The sequence below is a fragment of the Pantoea sp. Ae19-2 genome, from assembly GCF_059801205.1.
The window spans coordinates 3,409,486-3,428,594 of sequence record NZ_JBCHWE010000001.1 but is presented as its reverse complement, the minus strand read 5'-3'; the positions used below and the strand labels follow the sequence as shown (position 1 = coordinate 3,428,594).

Annotated in this window: 19 protein-coding genes; 12 read left to right on the top strand and 7 right to left on the bottom strand. The window is 55.4% G+C overall.

Features of this window, described 5'->3' with window-relative positions; translation table 11 throughout:
• Positions 1 to 6: 6 nt before the first annotated feature.
• The 8 genes from infB to AAIE03_RS15730 all read left to right on the top strand — a co-directional run bounded on the left by infB (position 7) and on the right by AAIE03_RS15730 (position 10,021).
• Positions 7 to 2,691, top strand: coding sequence for a translation initiation factor IF-2 (gene infB / locus AAIE03_RS15765; protein WP_013024353.1), 2,685 nt, complete (start codon positions 7 to 9; stop codon positions 2,689 to 2,691).
• Between the two features lie 65 nt (positions 2,692 to 2,756).
• Positions 2,757 to 3,164, top strand: coding sequence for a 30S ribosome-binding factor RbfA (gene rbfA, locus AAIE03_RS15760; RefSeq protein ID WP_014606748.1), 408 nt, complete (start codon positions 2,757 to 2,759; stop codon positions 3,162 to 3,164).
• Positions 3,164 to 4,108, top strand: coding sequence for a tRNA pseudouridine(55) synthase TruB (truB, locus tag AAIE03_RS15755; protein ID WP_014595163.1), 945 nt, complete (start codon positions 3,164 to 3,166; stop codon positions 4,106 to 4,108). Before rbfA ends, truB begins: the two co-directional genes overlap by 1 nt.
• 123 nt (positions 4,109 to 4,231) lie before the next feature.
• On the top strand, positions 4,232 to 4,501 hold the full coding sequence (gene rpsO, locus AAIE03_RS15750; protein ID WP_006121766.1) for a 30S ribosomal protein S15: 270 nt from the start codon (positions 4,232 to 4,234) through the stop codon (positions 4,499 to 4,501).
• 306 nt (positions 4,502 to 4,807) lie between these two features.
• Entirely contained in the window at positions 4,808 to 6,937 is a 2,130-nt protein-coding gene (pnp, locus tag AAIE03_RS15745; RefSeq protein WP_014606747.1) for a polyribonucleotide nucleotidyltransferase, read from the top strand.
• Between the two features lie 129 nt (positions 6,938 to 7,066).
• On the top strand, positions 7,067 to 7,951 hold the full coding sequence (gene nlpI / locus AAIE03_RS15740) for a lipoprotein NlpI (RefSeq protein ID WP_013024357.1): 885 nt from the start codon (positions 7,067 to 7,069) through the stop codon (positions 7,949 to 7,951).
• Positions 7,952 to 8,055: 104 nt separating this feature from the next.
• On the top strand, positions 8,056 to 8,136 hold the full coding sequence (gene yrbN, locus AAIE03_RS15735) for a protein YrbN (protein WP_100208641.1): 81 nt from the start codon (positions 8,056 to 8,058) through the stop codon (positions 8,134 to 8,136).
• Positions 8,129 to 10,021 (top strand): DEAD/DEAH family ATP-dependent RNA helicase, encoded by a 1,893-nt coding sequence (locus AAIE03_RS15730; RefSeq protein WP_014595165.1) that lies wholly within the window; start codon positions 8,129 to 8,131, stop codon positions 10,019 to 10,021. Before yrbN ends, AAIE03_RS15730 begins: the two co-directional genes overlap by 8 nt.
• A gap of 91 nt (positions 10,022 to 10,112) precedes the next feature.
• On the opposite strand, the gene AAIE03_RS15725 is transcribed toward AAIE03_RS15730, so the two are convergent.
• The 3 genes from AAIE03_RS15725 to ubiU all read right to left on the bottom strand — a co-directional run bounded on the left by AAIE03_RS15725 (position 10,113) and on the right by ubiU (position 13,125).
• Positions 10,113 to 11,123: a luciferase-like monooxygenase gene (locus tag AAIE03_RS15725; RefSeq protein WP_013024359.1), complete on the bottom strand. Its 1,011-nt coding sequence runs from the start codon at positions 11,121 to 11,123 to the stop codon at positions 10,113 to 10,115.
• A gap of 112 nt (positions 11,124 to 11,235) precedes the next feature.
• Positions 11,236 to 12,120, bottom strand: coding sequence for a U32 family peptidase (locus AAIE03_RS15720; RefSeq protein ID WP_013024360.1), 885 nt, complete (start codon positions 12,118 to 12,120; stop codon positions 11,236 to 11,238).
• A 9-nt stretch (positions 12,121 to 12,129) separates the two neighbouring features.
• On the bottom strand, positions 12,130 to 13,125 hold the full coding sequence (gene ubiU / locus AAIE03_RS15715; RefSeq protein WP_014595166.1) for a ubiquinone anaerobic biosynthesis protein UbiU: 996 nt from the start codon (positions 13,123 to 13,125) through the stop codon (positions 12,130 to 12,132).
• Positions 13,126 to 13,330: 205 nt separating this feature from the next.
• Here ubiU and ubiT point away from each other — a divergent pair, with 205 nt between their 5' ends.
• On the top strand, positions 13,331 to 13,855 hold the full coding sequence (gene ubiT / locus AAIE03_RS15710) for a ubiquinone anaerobic biosynthesis accessory factor UbiT (RefSeq protein WP_033770460.1): 525 nt from the start codon (positions 13,331 to 13,333) through the stop codon (positions 13,853 to 13,855).
• Positions 13,849 to 14,355, top strand: a complete 507-nt coding sequence (locus AAIE03_RS15705) for a GNAT family N-acetyltransferase (protein ID WP_013024363.1) — start codon at positions 13,849 to 13,851, stop codon at positions 14,353 to 14,355. The genes ubiT and AAIE03_RS15705 overlap by 7 nt, the downstream gene beginning before the upstream one ends.
• On the opposite strand, the gene AAIE03_RS15700 is transcribed toward AAIE03_RS15705, so the two are convergent.
• Positions 14,339 to 14,626: a GIY-YIG nuclease family protein gene (locus tag AAIE03_RS15700; protein ID WP_013024364.1), complete on the bottom strand. Its 288-nt coding sequence runs from the start codon at positions 14,624 to 14,626 to the stop codon at positions 14,339 to 14,341. The two genes, AAIE03_RS15705 and AAIE03_RS15700, sit on opposite strands and share 17 nt — an antisense overlap.
• Before the next feature lie 82 nt (positions 14,627 to 14,708).
• Between AAIE03_RS15700 and AAIE03_RS15695 the strand changes: the two genes are divergently transcribed.
• Positions 14,709 to 15,137 (top strand): YhbP family protein, encoded by a 429-nt coding sequence (locus tag AAIE03_RS15695; RefSeq protein ID WP_014606741.1) that lies wholly within the window; start codon positions 14,709 to 14,711, stop codon positions 15,135 to 15,137.
• Between the two features lie 39 nt (positions 15,138 to 15,176).
• Here AAIE03_RS15695 and AAIE03_RS15690 read toward each other — a convergent pair whose 3' ends face one another.
• A complete protein-coding gene (locus AAIE03_RS15690) occupies positions 15,177 to 15,698 on the bottom strand; it encodes a type 1 glutamine amidotransferase domain-containing protein (protein ID WP_013024366.1) in 522 nt (173 codons plus the stop codon).
• A 146-nt stretch (positions 15,699 to 15,844) separates the two neighbouring features.
• Here AAIE03_RS15690 and AAIE03_RS15685 point away from each other — a divergent pair, with 146 nt between their 5' ends.
• Positions 15,845 to 16,480 carry an NAD(P)H-binding protein gene (locus AAIE03_RS15685; RefSeq protein ID WP_015701089.1) on the top strand — a complete coding sequence of 212 codons (636 nt, stop codon included), beginning with the start codon at positions 15,845 to 15,847 and terminating at the stop codon, positions 16,478 to 16,480.
• On the opposite strand, the gene nrdG is transcribed toward AAIE03_RS15685, so the two are convergent.
• Both nrdG and nrdD read right to left on the bottom strand, forming a co-directional pair.
• Complete coding sequence (gene nrdG / locus AAIE03_RS15680) at positions 16,472 to 16,939, bottom strand: anaerobic ribonucleoside-triphosphate reductase-activating protein (RefSeq protein WP_014606739.1); 468 nt, start codon at positions 16,937 to 16,939, stop codon at positions 16,472 to 16,474. The two genes, AAIE03_RS15685 and nrdG, sit on opposite strands and share 9 nt — an antisense overlap.
• Positions 16,936 to 19,074, bottom strand: coding sequence for an anaerobic ribonucleoside-triphosphate reductase (nrdD, locus tag AAIE03_RS15675; RefSeq protein WP_019106708.1), 2,139 nt, complete (start codon positions 19,072 to 19,074; stop codon positions 16,936 to 16,938). The genes nrdG and nrdD overlap by 4 nt, the downstream gene beginning before the upstream one ends.
• Positions 19,075 to 19,109 lie beyond the last annotated feature (35 nt).

Sequence of the window (19,109 nt, the reverse complement as noted above, 5' to 3'; positions counted from 1 at the left end):
AACAGCATGACAGATGTAACCGTAAAATCGCTGGCAGCAGAAATTCAGACTTCGGTCGATCGCCTGGTACAGCAGTTTGCTGATGCGGGGATCCCAAAGTCTGAAAATGATGCGGTGACCCAGCACGAGAAAGAAACCTTACTGTCTCACCTGAAGCATGGTCAGGCCGGTTCAGGCAAACTGACATTGCAGCGCAAAACGCGTAGCACCTTGAATATTCCTGGCACCGGGGGTAAAAGTAAGTCGGTGCAAATCGAAGTCCGCAAAAAGCGTACGTACGTGAAAGGTGATGCAGAGTCTGAGCAAGCTCAGGCAGAAGCGGAAGCTGAGGCACAGCGTGAAGCGGAAGAGCAGGCGCAACGCGAGGCCGCTGAACAAGCGCGTCGTGAAGCGGAACAGAAAGCGCAACGTGAAGCCGAAGAGAAAGCCAGGCGCGAAGCCGCTGAAAAGGCCAAGCGTGCAGCAGCGGAAAATGAGAAAGTGACTAATCAACCTACCGACGAAGTGACCAAGGCCGCGCAGTCCGATAAAGCACGTCGTGAAGCGGAAGCCGCCGAACTGAAGCGTAAAGCGGAAGAAGAAGCGCGCCGTAAGCTGGAAGAGGCTGCCCGCCTCGCTGCGGAAGAAGCCCGCCGTTTAGCCGTAGAAAAAGCGGCTGAATGGGAAAAGCCTGAAGAAGAGGATAAGGGCGACTATCACGTCACCACCTCTACGCATGCCCGCCAGGCCGAAGACGAGAACGATCGTCAGGTTGAAGCAGGCCGTGCCCGTACCCGCAGTGCGAAAGCTGCCCGTCCGGTGAAAAAAGGCAACAAGCATTCAGAAGCCAAAACTGACCGCGAAGAAGCGCGTGCGCAGGTTCGTGGCGGTAAAGGCGGTAAACATCGCAAACCAAGCGCACTGCAGCAGGGCTTCAACAAGCCAGCGCAGGCGGTTAACCGTGATGTCATCATTGGCGAAACCATTACCGTTGCCGAACTGGCTAACAAAATGGCCGTCAAAGGTTCACTGGTCATTAAAGCGATGATGAAAATGGGCGCCATGGCGACCATCAATCAGGTCATCGACCAGGAAACCGCACAGCTGGTTGCCGAAGAAATGGGCCACAAAGTGACCCTTCGTCGTGAGAACGAGCTGGAAGAAGCGGTAATGGACGATCGTGATACCGATGCCGCACAGGAATCCCGTGCGCCGGTCGTGACCATCATGGGCCACGTTGACCACGGTAAAACCTCCCTGCTGGACTATATCCGCTCGACCAAAATCGCCTCTGGCGAAGCGGGCGGTATTACGCAGCACATCGGTGCGTATCACGTCGAAACTGAAAACGGCATGGTAACCTTCCTGGATACCCCGGGCCACGCCGCGTTTACCGCGATGCGTGCACGTGGTGCGCAGGCAACGGATATCGTTATCCTGGTCGTCGCGGCGGATGATGGCGTGATGCCACAGACCGTTGAAGCTATCCAACACGCCAAAGCGGCGAAAGTGCCGGTAGTGGTTGCGGTGAACAAGTGCGATAAGCCAGAAGCCGATCCAGATCGTGTTAAAAACGAGCTGACGCAGTACGGGATCATCCCGGAAGAGTGGGGCGGCGAAAACATGTTCGTTAACGTCTCTGCGAAAGCGGGTACCGGTATCGATGACCTGTTAAATGCTATCCTGCTGCAGGCTGAAGTCCTTGAGCTGACCGCTATCCGTGAAGGTATGGCGAGCGGCGTGGTGATTGAATCGTTCCTCGACAAAGGTCGTGGTCCGGTTGCCACCGTGCTGGTACGCGAAGGTACGCTGAACAAGGGCGACATCGTCCTGTGCGGCTTCGAATACGGCCGTGTCCGTGCGATGCGTGACGAGCTGGGCCGCGAAGTGATGGAAGCGGGTCCTTCAATCCCGGTTGAGATCCTCGGCCTGTCCGGTGTACCGGCAGCGGGTGATGAAGCGACCGTGGTTCGTGACGAGAAGAAAGCGCGTGAAGTGGCACTGTATCGTCAGGGCAAATTCCGCGAAGTGAAACTGGCGCGTCAGCAGAAATCTAAGCTGGAAAACATGTTTGCGAACATGACCGAAGGCGAAGTGTCCGAACTGAACATCGTGCTCAAAGCTGACGTACAGGGTTCTGTGGAAGCGATCTCCGACTCCTTGCTGAAACTCTCCACCGACGAAGTGAAGGTGAAGATTGTCGGTTCAGGCGTAGGTGGGATCACCGAAACCGACGCCACGCTGGCAGCGGCATCCAACGCTATCCTGCTGGGCTTCAACGTTCGTGCTGACGCGTCCGCGCGCCGCGTGATCGATGCTGAAAGCCTGGATCTGCGTTACTACTCCGTCATCTATAACCTGATTGACGAAGTGAAAGCCGCGATGAGCGGTATGCTGGCTCCAGAGTACAAACAGCAGATTATCGGTCTGGCTGAAGTGCGTGACGTGTTCAAATCACCGAAATTTGGTGCAGTGGCAGGTTGTATGGTGACGGAAGGCAATATCAAACGTCACAACCCAATCCGCGTACTGCGCGATAACGTGGTGATCTACGAAGGCGAACTGGAATCACTGCGTCGCTTTAAAGATGACGTGAACGAAGTGCGTAACGGCATGGAGTGCGGTATCGGCGTGAAGAACTATAATGACGTTCGTGTCGGCGATATGATCGAAGTCTTCGAAGTGATTGAAGTTAAACGCACTATCGCTTAAGTCTTAGCGTTAATGATGCAATTTGGGAGGCCGCTGGCCTCCCGAATTATTTGGGAGAAATAAAAATGGCGAAAGAATTTGGCCGTCCGCAGCGTGTTTCGCAGGAGCTGCAAAAAGAGATAGCCATGATCCTGCAGCGTGAAATTAAAGATCCGCGCCTGGGCATGATGGTGACCGTTTCTGGCGTTGAGGTATCCCGTGACCTCGCTTACGCCAAAGTGTTTGTTACCTTCCTCAATGATAAAGATGAAGAAGCCGTACAAAATGGCCTGAAAGCGTTAAAAGAAGCCTCGGGTTATATTCGCACGCTGCTGGGTAAAGCCATGCGCCTGCGTATCGTGCCGGAACTGACCTTCTTCTACGACAACTCGTTGATCGAAGGGATGCGCATGTCTAACCTCGTCACCAACGTGGTGAAAAAAGACGTTGAGCGTCGTGGTCCTGAGGCCACGGACGATGACGAGGAGGCGTAATGAGTCGTCCTCGTCGTCGCGGTCGCGACGTCCATGGCGTCTTATTGCTGGATAAACCACAAGGGATGTCATCCAACGATGTCCTGCAAAAGGTCAAGCGTATTTTCAACGCTAACCGTGCAGGACATACCGGCGCGCTCGATCCTCTGGCCACCGGCATGTTGCCGATTTGCCTGGGTGAAGCCACCAAGTTTTCTCAGTATCTGCTGGACTCCGATAAGCGCTATCGTGTGATTGCCCGCCTGGGTGAACGCACCGATACCTCCGATGCGGACGGCAATCTGGTGCAGACCCGTCCTGTGACCTTCACTCAGTCAGAACTCGACACGGCGCTGGACAGTTTTCGTGGCGATATCATGCAGGTGCCTTCCATGTTTTCTGCACTGAAACATCAGGGCAGAAAACTGTATGAGTACGCACGTGAAGGCATCACCATCGAACGTGAACCCCGCCCGATTACCGTTTATGCGCTGCAGTTTATTCGCTGGCAGGGCAATGAGCTGGAGCTGGACGTCCACTGTTCCAAAGGCACCTACATTCGCACCATTATTGACGATCTGGGCGAGAAGCTTGGCTGCGGTGCGCACGTTATCATGCTGCGCCGGGTACAGGTTGCCCGTTATCCGTTTGAGAAGATGGTCACACTGGAGCAGCTCCAGGCACTGCAGCATCGCGCCAGTGAGACAGGTGAAGATCTGGCGCAGCACCTTGATCCGCTGCTTCTGCCAATGGATAGCCCGGCGTCCGATTATCCGGCGGTTAACGTTTCATCCGATGTCGCCGCGTACTTTAAGCAGGGCCAGCCGGTTCACGCCAGTCAGGCGCCAGCCCAGGGCTTAGTCCGCGTCACCGAAGGTGAAGAGGGCAAATTTATCGGCATGGCCGAAATTGCCGAGGATGGCCGAATTGCCCCCCGCCGTTTAGTGGTGGAGTATCAGAATTAAGTTGTGCGCTTTCCGCGTTGGGCATTTGCGTTGCCCTCTGGCGAAGAGTAGAATGGCGCGGCTTTAAAGCGGGATGCTGAATTAGAGATCGGCGCCCATACATTCATTTAACTGGAGTTTATTATGTCTCTAAGCGTAGAAGCTAAAGCAGAGATCGTTGCTAAATATGGTCGTGGTGCTAACGATAGCGGTTCAACCGAAGTTCAGGTTGCACTGTTGACCGCGCAGATCAGCCATCTGCAGGGCCACTTCTCTGAGCACAAGAAAGACCACCACAGCCGCCGCGGTCTGCTGCGCATGGTATCTCAGCGTCGTAAGCTGCTGGACTACCTGAAGCGTAAAGACGTTGCACGCTACAGCAGCCTGATCGAAAGTCTCGGTCTGCGTCGCTAAGTCTTAAAATTGGGTCGTCAGGGATGCCACTTAAGTGCGCTAAAACCCGACTGGCGATCTGATTTGTGCGAGTTTCATGAAAAGGGGGCCTTTATGGCCCCTTTTTTCGAGCAATGCGCAGCAATCCTGAGCAAACTCATGTATTGTTGTTGGGTGTGATCTTTGTTTGCAGAGGTTCGCGCGGCTAATGAGAGGCTTTTACCGCAGGGGCGGTTAAGGGTTGTCATTAGTCGCGAGGATGCAACGAGGATCGGTAATCAATGGCAGGCTCAATATAGCACTGCCCCGATGTTAAGGACTTTGATTTTGCTTAATCCGATCGTACGCAAATTCCAATATGGTCAACATACCGTCACGCTGGAAACCGGCATGATGGCTCGCCAGGCGACCGCCGCCGTGATGGTGAGCATGGACGATACCGCAGTATTTGTCACCGTTGTTGGTCAGAAAAAAACCAAGCCAGGTCAGGACTTTTTCCCACTGACCGTTAACTATCAGGAGCGTACTTACGCTGCTGGTCGTATCCCAGGTAGCTTCTTCCGTCGTGAAGGTCGCCCAAGCGAAGGTGAAACCCTGATTTCACGTCTGATTGACCGTCCGGTGCGTCCGCTGTTCCCGGAAGGTTTCGTCAACGAAGTGCAGGTTATTGCGACCGTTGTTTCAGTTAACCCACAGGTTCACCCGGACATCGTTGCCATGATCGGTGCTTCTGCAGCCCTGGCGCTGTCAGGTCTGCCTTTCAACGGCCCTATCGGTGCGGCACGCGTAGGTTATATCAATGACCAGTATGTACTGAACCCAACGGCTGATGAGCTGAAAACATCCCGTCTGGACCTGGTTGTTGCCGGTACACAGAACGCCGTTCTGATGGTGGAATCTGAAGCGGAAATCCTGTCTGAAGAGCAGATGCTGGGTGCGGTGGTGTTTGGCCACGATCAGCAGCAGATCGTGATTGAAAACATCAACTCACTGGTTGCCGAAGCGGGCAAACCGCGTTGGGACTGGCAGCCAGAGCAGGCAAATACTGCACTGATTTCACGCGTTGCGGCGCTGGCCGAAACCCGTATCAGCGATGCATACCGCATTACCGATAAGCAAGAGCGTTACACCCAGGTTGGCGTCATTAAAGACGAAACCATTGCTGCGCTTCTGGCAGAAGATGAATCACTCGATGCGGCCGAAATCGGCGATATCGTTCACAGCCTGGAAAAGAATGTGGTTCGTACCCGCATCCTGAACGGCGAGCCACGTATTGATGGCCGTGAAAAAGACATGATCCGTGGTCTGGACGTGCGCACGGGCGTTCTGCCACGTACACACGGTTCCGCACTGTTCACCCGTGGTGAAACACAGGCGCTGGTGACCGCGACGCTGGGCACCACCCGCGATGCGCAGAACCTGGATGAGCTGATGGGCGAACGCACCGACAGCTTCCTGTTCCACTATAACTTCCCTCCGTACTCCGTTGGTGAGACTGGTATGGTGGGCTCGCCTAAGCGTCGTGAAATCGGTCACGGTCGTCTGGCGAAGCGCGGCGTGCTGGCCGTGATGCCTAAAGCTGAAGATTTCCCGTATACCGTGCGTGTGGTTTCTGAAATCACCGAATCTAACGGTTCCTCTTCTATGGCCTCGGTCTGTGGTGCCTCTCTGGCACTGATGGATGCCGGTGTGCCAATCAAGGCCTCTGTTGCGGGTATCGCAATGGGCCTGGTGAAAGAAGACGACAAGTTTGTTGTCCTGTCCGACATCCTGGGTGATGAAGATCATCTGGGCGATATGGACTTTAAAGTCGCCGGTAGCCGTGAAGGTATCACTGCGCTGCAGATGGACATTAAAATTGAAGGCATCACCCGCGAGATCATGCAGGTTGCGCTGAACCAGGCCAAAGGTGCGCGTCTGCACATTCTGGGCGTAATGGAACAGGCTATCAGCACGCCGCGTCAGGAAATCTCTGAGTTCGCACCGCGCATTTACACCATCAAGATCAATTCAGACAAGATCAAAGATGTGATTGGTAAAGGCGGTTCTGTGATCCGTGCGCTGACCGAAGAAACCGGTACAACCATCGAAATCGAAGATGACGGTACCGTGAAAATCGCAGCAACCGATGGTCTGAAAGCGAAAGAAGCGATTCGTCGTATCGAAGAGATCACCGCAGAAATCGAAGTGGGCCGTATCTACAGCGGTAAAGTCACACGTATCGTAGACTTTGGTGCCTTCGTCGCTATCGGCGGTGGTAAAGAAGGTCTGGTGCATATTTCTCAAATCGCCGATAAGCGCGTTGAGAAAGTGACTGACTATCTGCAGATGGGTCAGGAAGTCCCGGTGAAGGTGATGGAAGTCGATCGCCAGGGCCGCGTACGTCTGAGCATCAAAGAAGCGACAGAAACCAAGCCTGAAGCTGTTGCAGCTGAGAGCGCACCTGACGCTGAATAAGTCTTTCCTGATTTGCCTCTCCTTGCCTGGCAGGGAGAGGCTTTTGTGTCATCGCGAGGGCGGGAATCCTTGTGCACAGCAGGCGGATAACAGGATGGTTGTCCCAATGTTTGTATTCGGGAGTGGGAAATGAAGCCTTTTTTGCGCTGGTGTTTTGTTGCGACAGCTTTGACGCTGGCAGGATGCAGCAACTCCAATTGGCGTAAGAACGAAGTTCTTGCAGTACCTTTACAGCCCACACTGCAACAGGAAGTGATTCTGGCTCGCATGGAACAAATTCTTGCCAGTCGAGCCCTTACCGATGATGAACGCGCACAGCTGTTATATGAGCGCGGAGTGTTGTATGATAGTTTGGGTCTGAGGGCATTAGCGCGGAACGATTTTTCGCAAGCGCTGTCTATAAGACCAGATATGCCAGAAGTGTTTAACTATCTTGGTATATACTTAACGCAGGCGGGCAACTTTGATGCCGCCTATGAAGCGTTTGATTCTGTACTTGAGCTTGATCCAACTTACAACTATGCGCATTTAAATCGTGGTATCGCCCTCTATTACGGCGGTCGATACAAGTTAGCGCAAGATGATCTGCTGGCGTTTTATCAAGACGATCCTAACGATCCTTTCCGCAGCTTGTGGCTCTACCTGGTTGAAAGCAGGATGGATGCCGACAAAGCAAAAGTGGCGCTTAAGCAGCGTTACGACAAAGCGGTCAAGGACCAATGGGGATGGAATATTGTCGAGTTCTACCTGGGCGACATCAGCGAAGCAACACTGATGGAACGTCTCAAGGCGGACGCAACGGATAACACCTCGCTCGCTGAACATCTCAGTGAAACCAACTTCTATTTAGGTAAGTATTACCTAAGTCTGGGGGAGAAGGACAACGCAGAAGCGTTGTTCAAACTGGCGGTTGCCAACAACGTGAATAACTTTGTTGAACACCGATACGCATTGTTGGAACTGGCGCAACTCGGCCAGGCACAAGACGATTTATCAGAATCTGACCAGCAATAGCTGACGAACTTTTTTGCCTGTAAAACCTGTCAAGTCATCATCTTCAGGGATGAGGGCTTTTCTGTTCGTCAAAACTTCTAATTTGAGCCGGTTCACACTTTTTGATGAAAATGACTGAAAGTTTTCACGACGAGTTATGTAGACTGGCCGCCGCAATCAACGAGGCACGTGTACTACATGACTGATATTCAAACCACTTTTGCAGAACTTGGCCTGAACGCCGAACTCCTTGAATCACTGAACGGCATGGGCTATGTCAAGCCATCCCCAATCCAGGCTGAGTGTATTCCTCACCTGCTGGCGGGCCGTGACGTATTAGGTATGGCGCAGACCGGGAGTGGTAAAACTGCAGCGTTCTCGCTGCCGCTGTTACACAACATCGATCCAACTGTTAAAGCACCGCAAATTTTGGTGCTGGCACCGACCCGCGAACTGGCGGTGCAGGTAGCTGAAGCTGTTACCGAATTCTCTAAACATATGCGCGGTCTGAACGTGGTTGCCCTTTACGGCGGCCAGCGTTATGACGTGCAGCTGCGCGCCCTGCGCCAGGGACCACAGGTTGTCGTAGGTACTCCAGGCCGTCTGCTGGATCACCTGAAACGTGGCACGTTAGATCTGTCTAACCTGCGTGGTCTGGTGCTGGACGAAGCCGATGAAATGTTACGCATGGGCTTCATCGAAGACGTTGAAACTATCATGGCGCAGATCCCAGAAGGTCATCAGACCGCACTGTTCTCTGCCACCATGCCAGAAGCGATTCGTCGTATTACCAAGCGTTTTATGAAAGATCCGCAGGAAGTGCGCATTCAGTCAAGCATGACTACGCGCCCAGACATCAGCCAGAGTTACTGGACGGCTTACGGCCGTAAAACTGACGCGCTGGTTCGCTTCCTTGAAGCAGAAGACTTCGATGCTGCGATCATTTTCGTGCGCACTAAAAACGCAACGCTGGAAGTGGCTGAAGCGCTGGAGCGCAGCGGTTACAACAGTGCGGCACTGAACGGCGATATGAACCAGGCACTGCGTGAGCAGACGCTGGAGCGCCTGAAAGATGGTCGTCTGGATATCCTGATTGCTACCGACGTTGCGGCCCGTGGCCTGGACGTTGAGCGTATCAGCCTGGTTGTTAACTACGATATTCCGATGGACGCAGAATCTTACGTTCACCGTATCGGCCGTACCGGTCGTGCTGGTCGTGCAGGTCGCGCACTGCTGTTCGTAGAGAACCGCGAGCGTCGTCTGCTGCGTAACATCGAACGCACCATGAAGCTGACCATTCCAGAAGTTGAGCTGCCAAATGCAGAACTGCTGGGTCAGCGTCGTCTGGCTAAGTTCGCGGCAAAAGTTCAGCAGCAGCTGGAAAGCAGCGATCTGGAACAGTACCGTGCGCTGCTGGCGAAGATGCAGCCTGAAGAAGAGCTGGATATCGAAACGCTGGCTGCTGCGCTGCTGAAAATGGCACAGGGTGAGCGTCCGCTGATCGTTCCTGCTGATGCACCACGTCCAGCGCGTCGTGAATTCCGTGAGCGTGACGATCGTCGTGAGAGCCGTGATGCACGTGGTCCACGCGAAAGCCGTGATGGCGACCGCCCACGTCGCGAACGTCGTGACGTTGGCGATATGCAACTGTACCGCATTGAAGTGGGCCGTGACGACGGTGTTGAAGTGCGTCACATCGTGGGCGCAATTGCCAACGAAGGCGATATCAGCAGCCGTTACATCGGTAACATCAAACTGTTTGGTACGCACTCCACCATCGAGCTGCCGAAAGGCATGCCAGGTGATGTGCTGCAGCACTTTACCCGTACGCGTATTCTGAACAAGCCAATGAATATGCAGCTGCTGGGTGATGCTCAGCCGCACGAAGGTGGCCGTGGCGAGCGTCGTCCTGGCGCTGGTGCTGGCGAACGTCGTGGCGGCGGTGCACGTCCTGAAGGTCAGGGCCCGCGTCGTTTCTCTTCTGAGCGCCGTGAAGGTGGTCGTGAAGGCGGACGCAGCTTCAACCGCGAAGGCGGTCGTGGTCCACGTCGTGAAGACGGTGCGGCTGCACCACGTCGTCGTGACGCGTAAGCGAGCTAAATCGTCGTAATAAAAAGGGAAGCCTGCGGGCTTCCCTTTTTTTGTCCTGATTCTGGCTTATCCCAGAAGGGCTGCTGCTGATTTACAGGCTGCGTGCAGCGTCCATCGCCAGCTTAAACGAGTGCAGACGGGCTTGCGTATCGTAAATCTGACCGTTAACCATAATCTCATCCGCCTGGGTTTCACGCAGCAGTGAAGCCAGTCCGTGACGCACTTTCTCGACATCCCCTACCAGCGACATGCTCAGCGCCTGCTGAACGCCATACTGTTCTGACGGCGACCACAGGCTGTCCATGTTCTGGACCGGGGCAGGCAGCGGGCCCGGCTTGCCGCGGCGCAGATTAATAAACTGCTGCTGCATTGAAGTGAACAGGAAACGCGCGTCGCTTTCGCTGTCAGCGGCAACCACGTTAATGCACACCGTAGCGTACGGCTCGGCGAGACGGGCTGAAGGCGTAAAGTTCTCGCGATAGACATGCAGAGCCTGGAACAGCTGGTCCGGGGCAAAGTGCGAGGCAAAGGCAAACGGCAGTCCCATTTTGGCCGACAGCTGTGCGCTGTAAAGGCTGGAACCCAGCAGCCACACCGGAATTTTCAGGCCTAAGCCGGGCACCGGCTGAACAGGTGGTTGCGCGCCGGCTTCCGCATCAAACCAGTCGATCAACTCAGCGACATCGTCCGGGAAGGTATCGGCCTGAATGCCCGACAGGTTGCGGCGCAGGGCCAGCATGGTGCGCTGATCCGAGCCGGGGGCGCGGCCTAATCCCAGATCGATACGGTCGGGATAAAGCGAGGCCAGAGTGCCGAACTGTTCTGCAATCACCAGCGGCGCGTGATTCGGCAACATAATGCCGCCCGAACCCAGACGCAGCGTTGTGGTGTTCGCGGCCAGATAGCCAATCAGCACAGACGTGGCGGCACTGGCAATGCCGGTCATATTATGGTGTTCAGCCAGCCAGTAACGTTCGAATCCCAGGGCTTCAGCCTGACGCGCCAGCGCGAGTGAATGGTGAAACGCATCACGAGGCGTGGCACCCTGAGGAACAGGGGCAAGATCGAGTACGGAGAGGCGAACGCTTTTTTTCTCAGACATGAGTACTCCAGAGTGTATAGCGCAGGTGTCATACCCTGCGCCATCAAGTATTGCGTAACATCCGCCATATTAAAACTTTTTACACTCGCCGTATGTTGCCTGTATGTGCCTTTCAGTCGCCAGCCTGCAAAACCATGCCCGGCAGCTTGCGCCAGTAGCCATTACAGTCCCGATTTTTCGCCAGATCCAGGGGCGCCTGCCCCTCTTCATTTGCGCGGAAACGGTCAATAAGGCTTAAGGTTTCCTCATCCTGAGGTGACAACCGCACGATATCTACATAGTTGTGCATACCAACCAGATCGTTCCCCAGGTTATAGCAGTAACCGCTCAGGGTCTGGATACCGTTCAGGACGAAAACCTGTTGCGATTCCTGTGAGAGGACCCGGCGTCCATGAGGATAATGAATACAGCAGGTTTCGCAGGCATCTTTGGCGCGATTCTCCGAACGTGCTGTAAAGCAGCGGGCTGACAGGGCCAGCGGCAAATGACCATAACCCAGCACCTCCACCTCGAACTGCTGGCGGATGCCTCTTGTCTCACACTGCTGGAGCAGCTCCACTAGCCAGTCGCGCGGCATTTCAACGGGCAAGCACCAGCGCGTCATGCCCTCTTTGACTAAAAGCTGCAGCGTATCGGCGTTATAAACATTGAGCGTGGGCCCCGCAACGAAGGGCAGCTTGCGCTCTGCCGCCATATTCACGGTGCCCAGGTCGTTGGCCTCAATAATAAACTCGCCGTTCTCTACATAGCGCTGTAGCTCTTTGAGCTCAGAAGGGGATTGCAGCAAAGCCAGCGTGCTAATGACCACCTGCTTCCCACGGGCTGACAGCATTCGTGCTAAATCCATCCAGGCGGCAAAAGGCGTGGCGCGTCGCTTGCTGCAGACGGCTTCCCCAAGACAAACAATGTCAGCGCTGCTGTCAGCAGTGAGGTGATAAAAATGTTCCAGCGTGGCGGTGGGCCAGTACCAGAGCACGGGGCCGAGAGAGTATTTCATGGTTTTTCCTCACTGCCAGTCACGATGATAGGCGCCTAAGGTGGTCTGCGTGCCTTCTGACAGGGCCCCCAGCGTTTTCGTCCACTGTTGTGCCACTTCAAAGTTATCCGGCTGAGCTTGACAGCGATCGATAGCCTGACGCCAGACGCGGGCGACATCGGATACGTAGGCAGGGCTGCGCTGACGGCCTTCGATTTTTACGGAGGCAATGCCTGCCCGCATCAGCTCTGGCAACAGTTCAAGCGTATTCAGGCTGGTGGGCTCTTCCAGCACGTGATAGCGCTGGTCGTCAACCTGATAACGGCCTTTGCACAGCGTGGGATAGCCGGCGCTTTCCTCTGCGCGATAGCGATCGATCAGCACGTCATTAAGGCGTACCTCCATGCCGGCCGGCGTTTGTTGCCAGCGAACAAACTTCGCGGGGGAGCAGGCGCCTTTACTGTTTGGCGATTCACCGGTTAGCCAGGAAGAGAGGTAGCAGCGGCCCTCGGCCATGATGCACAGGCTGCCAAAGGCAAAGACCTCCAGCGGAACAGGTGTACTGCGCGCCAGCTGTTTTACCTGATGAATCGACAGTACGCGCGGCAGTACCACTCGGTGCAAATTGAAATGGCGATGATAAAAACGAATGGCCTCAAGGTTGGTGGCGGAAGCCTGCACTGACAGATGACGTTCGATGTGAGGATAGCGCGCGGTGGCATATTCCAGCGTTGCAATATCCGCCAGGATCAGCGCATCAGCACCGCTGTCTGCCGCCACATCGATAGCCCGCTGCCAGCGCTGCATGCCGTCAGGATGTGCAAAGGTATTGATCGCCACGTGCAGCTTACGGCGATGCTGATGAAGGTAGTACGCCGCTTCGTGCAGTTTCTTATCTGTAAAATTCAATCCTGCAAAGTGACGCGCGTTGGTGTCATCTTTCAGTCCGACATAAACCGCATCGGCACCATTTTCGACCGCACTTCGTATCGCAGGCAGGTTTCCGGCCGGACACAGCAGCTCCATACTCAATCCTCTCGTGATGCAGATGGAGCACGAGTCTAGTCATGGCGCTTTGGGTAAATGTTGATTTAGGGCAGTGAAACGGTCATTGATGAGATAGCCTGGCTTTTTTTTAACCCGCTTACGATAGGTTTTATTGATCTCAAAGGAGGCGGGAATGGCACTCTATGGCAATATAGCTAAAATTTTTGTGACAGGAGTGCAAAACGTGTTCCAGCGGTTATCTGCCAGTTTAGTCAAAAACGGCCCTAAAATCCTTAGCTTACCTGCAACACTTGCTCCCTTCATATTGAAGAAGCAGCTCTTGCAACAACTCTTAAACTGGCAATTTCGTCATGTTTTAGCCGAAGGTGAGTTAGACTTTCTTCAGGGACGCTTTTTGGGGATTGAGATTAGCGATATTAATCTCACGTGGATCACCACGCTGGAAGGCGGCCAACTGAGGGTGTTGCAGCATGCCGAAGCAGATGTCTGGTTCCGGGGCAACGCCAATGATTTGTTGCTGGTAGCAGCACGCAAAGCGGATCCTGATATGCTTTTCTTTCAGCGCCGACTGCTGATCGAAGGGGATACGGAACTGGGACTGGAGGTTAAGAACGTAATGGATGCAATTGAACTCAACACCATGCCCAAGGGGTTACGTACCGCCATTCAACAGATGGCCGCAATCGTGGAGACAACAATGCAACAGGACGCGAAAGCCGCACAGGCACGCGCGGGTGTCTCATGTTAATACGTACAGAAATTGGCGTGGATGCCGCCGGTATCGATGCATTACTGCGACGCTGTTTTCCCACCTCAGCCGAAGCCGAGCTGACTCAGGCCCTGCGTGAAGACGGGCTGCTAACGCTGGGCGTCGTCGCCACAGACGATGAAGGGCAGGTGCTGGGCTATGCCGCCTTCAGCCCGGTTACCCTGCAGGGGGAAGATCGCAACTGGGTCGGACTGGCTCCGCTGGCCGTGGATGAAAGCCTGCGTGGTCAGGGCATAGCGAAACAGTTGGTCTACGAAGGTCTGGATACGCTGAATGAGTTTGGCTACAGCGCCGTTGTGGTAAGGGGCGATCCCGCATTGTATAGCCACCTGGGTTTCGAGCCCGCAGCACGGCATGGGTTGCACTGCCGCTGGCCGGATAGCGAAGCCTCTTTCCTGGTGTACCCTCTGGCAGACAACGCGTTTGACGGGGCCGAAGGGCGCATTGAGTATTCCGCGCCTTTTAATCCACTGCGCTGAGCCAGGCGGTAAGGCTTACGGGTTGCTCGGCAACCAACTGTAGTTTTCGTTGACGGGTCAGTTGCTTAACCTGGTACTCCAGCGCGGAAGCCTGCGACCGGTCGCCCGCCGCGCAGGCATAGACCAGCGCCAATGGGCCCTTACCGCGCAGGGCCCGGGCCCCGCGCCCACAGGCATGTTGTCCAAGGCGGCGCGCAACGTCGGTTGTGATGCCGGTATACAGCATGCCTGCGGCCGTTTGTATCAGGTAAAGTTGCCAGTGCTGACTCATAATGTGTTCCAGAAATGCCCGCCCGGCAGTGTAGCGCGCTTCTTTGCGCCGTGCTATCCGTTGCCCTTACCCGGAGTTGATTGTGTCTGACCTTGCTCATCTTGTTCGCTACCTGAAAAAGCAGCATGTGCTGTCCCTGTGCTGCTGTGCTGACGATGATCTGTGGTGTGCAAACTGCTACTACGTGTTTGATGAATTACGCATGGCTTTCTGGCTCATGACGGAGTCGGATACGCGCCATGGCCTGTTAGCAATGAAAAATAACCGCGTGGCGGGGACAATCAATGGACAGCCGAAGACGGTACTGCTGATAAAAGGCGTGCAGTATCGGGGTCATATCCGGCCGCTCAGCGAAGAAGACGCGTCTGAGGCGCGCACCGCGTACCAACGTCGCTTCCCGGTTTCGCGCAAGGTTTCTGCGCCCCTGTGGGAAATTACGCTTGATGAGCTGAAAATGACCGACAATGCGCTGGGTTTCGGCAAAAAAATTGTCTGGCAACGCGAGGCGTAAATAAAGCGCCCCCTTCCTGGCGGAAAAGGGCGTGGGCCGTTACAGTGCCTGCAGAATACGCAGGGACTCACGGTTAAAGGCAGGCAGATCCGCCGGCGTACGGCTGGTGACCAGTTTGTCACCGTCAACCACCACTTCCTCATCACGGAAGTCGGCACCCGCATTGATCAGGTCGATCGCAATGGCCTTCACGCTGGTCATTTTACGACCGCGAACGCCGTTGGCGCTGATCAGCAGTTGTGGCCCGTGGCAGATAGCAAAGATGGGTTTGCCGCTGGCCACAAAGTCTTTGGTAAAGGCAACAAAGCGGTCATCACCGCGCAGCGCATCCGGCGAGTGTCCACCCGGTAGCAGCAGTGCGTCAAATTCCGCCGGGCTAACGTCGTCGATGCTGCGATCGATAGTGACTTCAGCATCGCCCTGTTTGCCCTTCACGGTTTTACCCGCCTGCTCCTCAATGGTAACCACCTCATAGCCCGCACGTTTGTAGACTTCGGCTGGCGAGGTAAACTCAGAGTCTTCAAATTCATCGGTGATCAGAACCGCAATTCTGGTGCTCATCTATACTCTCCTTTAGGCATGTCAGGCGCATACTGCGCTATCCTGATGACCTGTTAAGCCTGGTTGTCGATTCTGAGAACGCAAGCCAGGCGGCTCACATTGGCCAGATTTTGCACGGCTGGCAGCGAAACAGGGAATATTCTGAGATGAATCGTGTATTACTGACGGGCGCAACCGGCTTAGTGGGATCCTGTCTGCTGCGTTTACTGATCGACGATCCGCGCGTGGATGAAATTATTGCGCCCAGCCGTCGTGCGCTTCCCGCAATGAACAAGGTCGTCAACCCTGTTGAAGCCGATCTCACGGATGTCCTGCGCCCGCTGGAGGCACCGCTGACGACGGTATTTTGCTGTCTGGGCACCACGCGTAAGCAGGCGGGCAGTAAAGAGGCCTTTATTCACGTGGATTACACGCTGGTGGTGGATACCGCCCTGAACGCGTTACGTCTGGGGGCCAGAAAGATGCTGGTGGTCAGTGCGCACGGTGCTAACCGTCACTCCCCCTTTTTATACAATCGCGTGAAAGGTGAGATGGAAAATGCGCTGCGCCATCAGGCGTGGCCGAGCCTGACGGTGGTCCGGCCTTCGCTGTTGCTGGGTGAACGAAAAGATAAACGTCGGGGAGAAAGCCTGATGGCTCCGCTGTTCGCCTGGTTGCCAGGCAACTGGCGTGCCGTGTCGGCTCAGGACGTGGCTCGCTGCCTGCATCACCAGGCGTTTGCCGAAGAAAATACGGGGTTCACGCTGATCGAGTCCGGCGCGATCCCCCGTGTTTCAGCGTAGATACCAGATTTTCTGATTTCGGCTGCCGCGCCACAGGAGCGTGGCATCGCGTTCTGCCTCTTCAAACCGCCCGTCAATCACCACGTCTATCCAGGGCAGGATCGCGCGCTGTGCCGGGCTGAGTGCCTGCATGTCATAGCCGGTCCACAACCAGATATCTTTGCCTGCGCACGTCTGTTTTACCCGTTTCACTAACCGACGAACATGCGGCACGTTATGAGGATGCAGCGGATCGCCGCCGCTCAGCGATAAACCCTGACGCGGGATACGCGTATCCTGTAAATCCGCTAACAGTTGCTCCTCCATTTCCAGCGTAAACGGCACGCCGGAATCCAGCCGCCAGGTGCTCTGGTTGTAACAGCCGCGACACTGGTGCTCGCAGCCTGAGACAAACAGCGTACAGCGCGTGCCGGGCCCGTTCACGATATCCACATCGTAGTAACGATGGATGCGCATCATCCCAGCTGTCCGCTATCCAGGTGCTTCACCCGACGCTGCACTTCCTGCTGTTTACCGGCGTTAAACGGACGCGCATCCGGGCTGCCGAGATAGCCACATACGCGGCGCGTAACCGAAACCCGGGCAGGATCGTGATTGCCGCAGTTGGGGCAGGTAAAGCCGCGACTGGTGCAGGTGAATTCCCCGTTGAACCCGCAGTCGTAGCACTCGTCAATCGGCGTGTTGGTGCCGTAGTAGGGCACGCGGTCATAGCTGTAATCCCACACGTCTTCCAGCGCCTTGAGGTTGTGCTGCACGTTGGGATATTCGCCGTAACAGATAAACCCGCCGTTAGCCAACGACGGATAGGGCGCTTCAAAATCAATCTTATCGTAGGGATTCACCTTCTTCTCAACGTCCAGATGGAAGCTGTTGGTGTAGTAGCCTTTATCGGTTACCCCCTTTACTACGCCAAACTGCGCGGCATCCAGACGACAGAAGCGGTCGCACAGGTTCTCACTGGGCGTGCTGTAGAGACTAAAGCCGTAGCCGGTTTCGTCTTTCCAGGCATCGGTAGCCGCACGCATATGGGCCACGATGGCAACGCCTTTAGCGCGCAGCGCCGCATCATCGAAAGGATGGTGTTGCGCGCCACTCAGGGCATTCAGGGTTTCATGCAGACCGATATAGCCCAGTGACAGCGAGGCGCGGCCATTGCGGAAAATGGGGCCAATCTTATCATCGGCATTAAGCCGCACGCCGCAGGCGCCTTCCATGTACAGGATAGGCGCAACGCGGGCTTTGGTTTTTTCGAGTCGGGCAACGCGCGTCATGAGCGCCCGCTTCGCCAGCGCCAGCCGCGCATCCAGCAAGGTCCAGAAACGGGTTTCGTCTCCGTCTGCTTCCAGCGCAATGCGCGGTAAATTAAGGCTGATGACGCCGATATTATTCCGGCCTTCATGAATCTGCTCACCGTTTTCCTCGTAAACGCCCAGAAAACTGCGGCAGCCCATGGGAGTTTTAAAGGAGCCAGTGACCTGGACCACCTGATCATAATTCAGAATGTCGGGATACATCCGCTTACTGGCACAGGTCAGCGCCAGTTGCTTAATGTCGTAGTTAACCTCTCCCGCACGGCGGTTCACGCCTTCCCGAATCGTAAAGACCAGCTTTGGGAACACGGCGGTTTTGTGATTTTTACCCAGCCCCGCCAGGCGGTTACGCAAAATGGAGGTCTGAACCAGCCGTGCCGCCCAACTCGTGCCCAGGCCAAAACCAAAGGTCACGAACGGGGTTTGCCCGTTTGCCGTGTGTAACGTATTTACCTCGTATTCCAGCGACTGGAAGGCGTCATAGCACTCTTTTTCGGTACGTTCGCGAGCATAGGCGTCCGCCTGAGGAATGTGCCAGTCCTGCGCCACGGCAAGGTGTTTTGCGAAGCTCTTTTCCACATAGGGTGCCAGCACTTCATCAATGCGGTTCAGCGTGGTTCCACCGTAAATATGGCTGGCGACCTGCGCAATGATCTGCGCCGTGACGGCCGTTGCGGTGGCGATGGATTTTGGCGGCTCGATCTCGGCATTACCCATCTTGAAGCCGTTGGTCAGCATCCCTTTCAGGTCGATCAGCATGCAGTTGAACATGGGGAAGAAGGGGGAATAATCGAGATCGTGATAGTGGATCTCGCCGCGTTCATGCGCCTGAACGACGTCCCGGGGGAGGATCTGCTGCTGCGCATAGTGCTTCGCGACGATCCCGGCCAGCAGATCGCGCTGGGTGGGGATCACTTTGCTGTCTTTATTGGCATTTTCATGCAGCAGGGCGGCGTTGGTCTGATCCACCAGACCACGAATGGCGTGATGCAGATGGCTGCGGCGCTCGCGTTCCACGTCGCGATCGTGACGATACTCAATATAGGTGCGTGCCAGCTGCGGGTAAGGCCCGGCCATGAGCGTTTCTTCCACCGCATACTGGATGTCACCGATATCCACTTCCTGACGATGGGCCAGTTGAGTGCTGACCCGATCGGCCACCGTGTCGCACCACCGTGCATCTTCCACGTTTGCCGCCCGTGCCGCAGCCTTCACTGCTGCGGCGATACGCTGTGAATCAAAGCCTACGCGGCATCCGTCGCGCTTCACCACCACCGTTGCCATTTTTTCTCCGTTAACTACATATGGGTGTGTTTTTG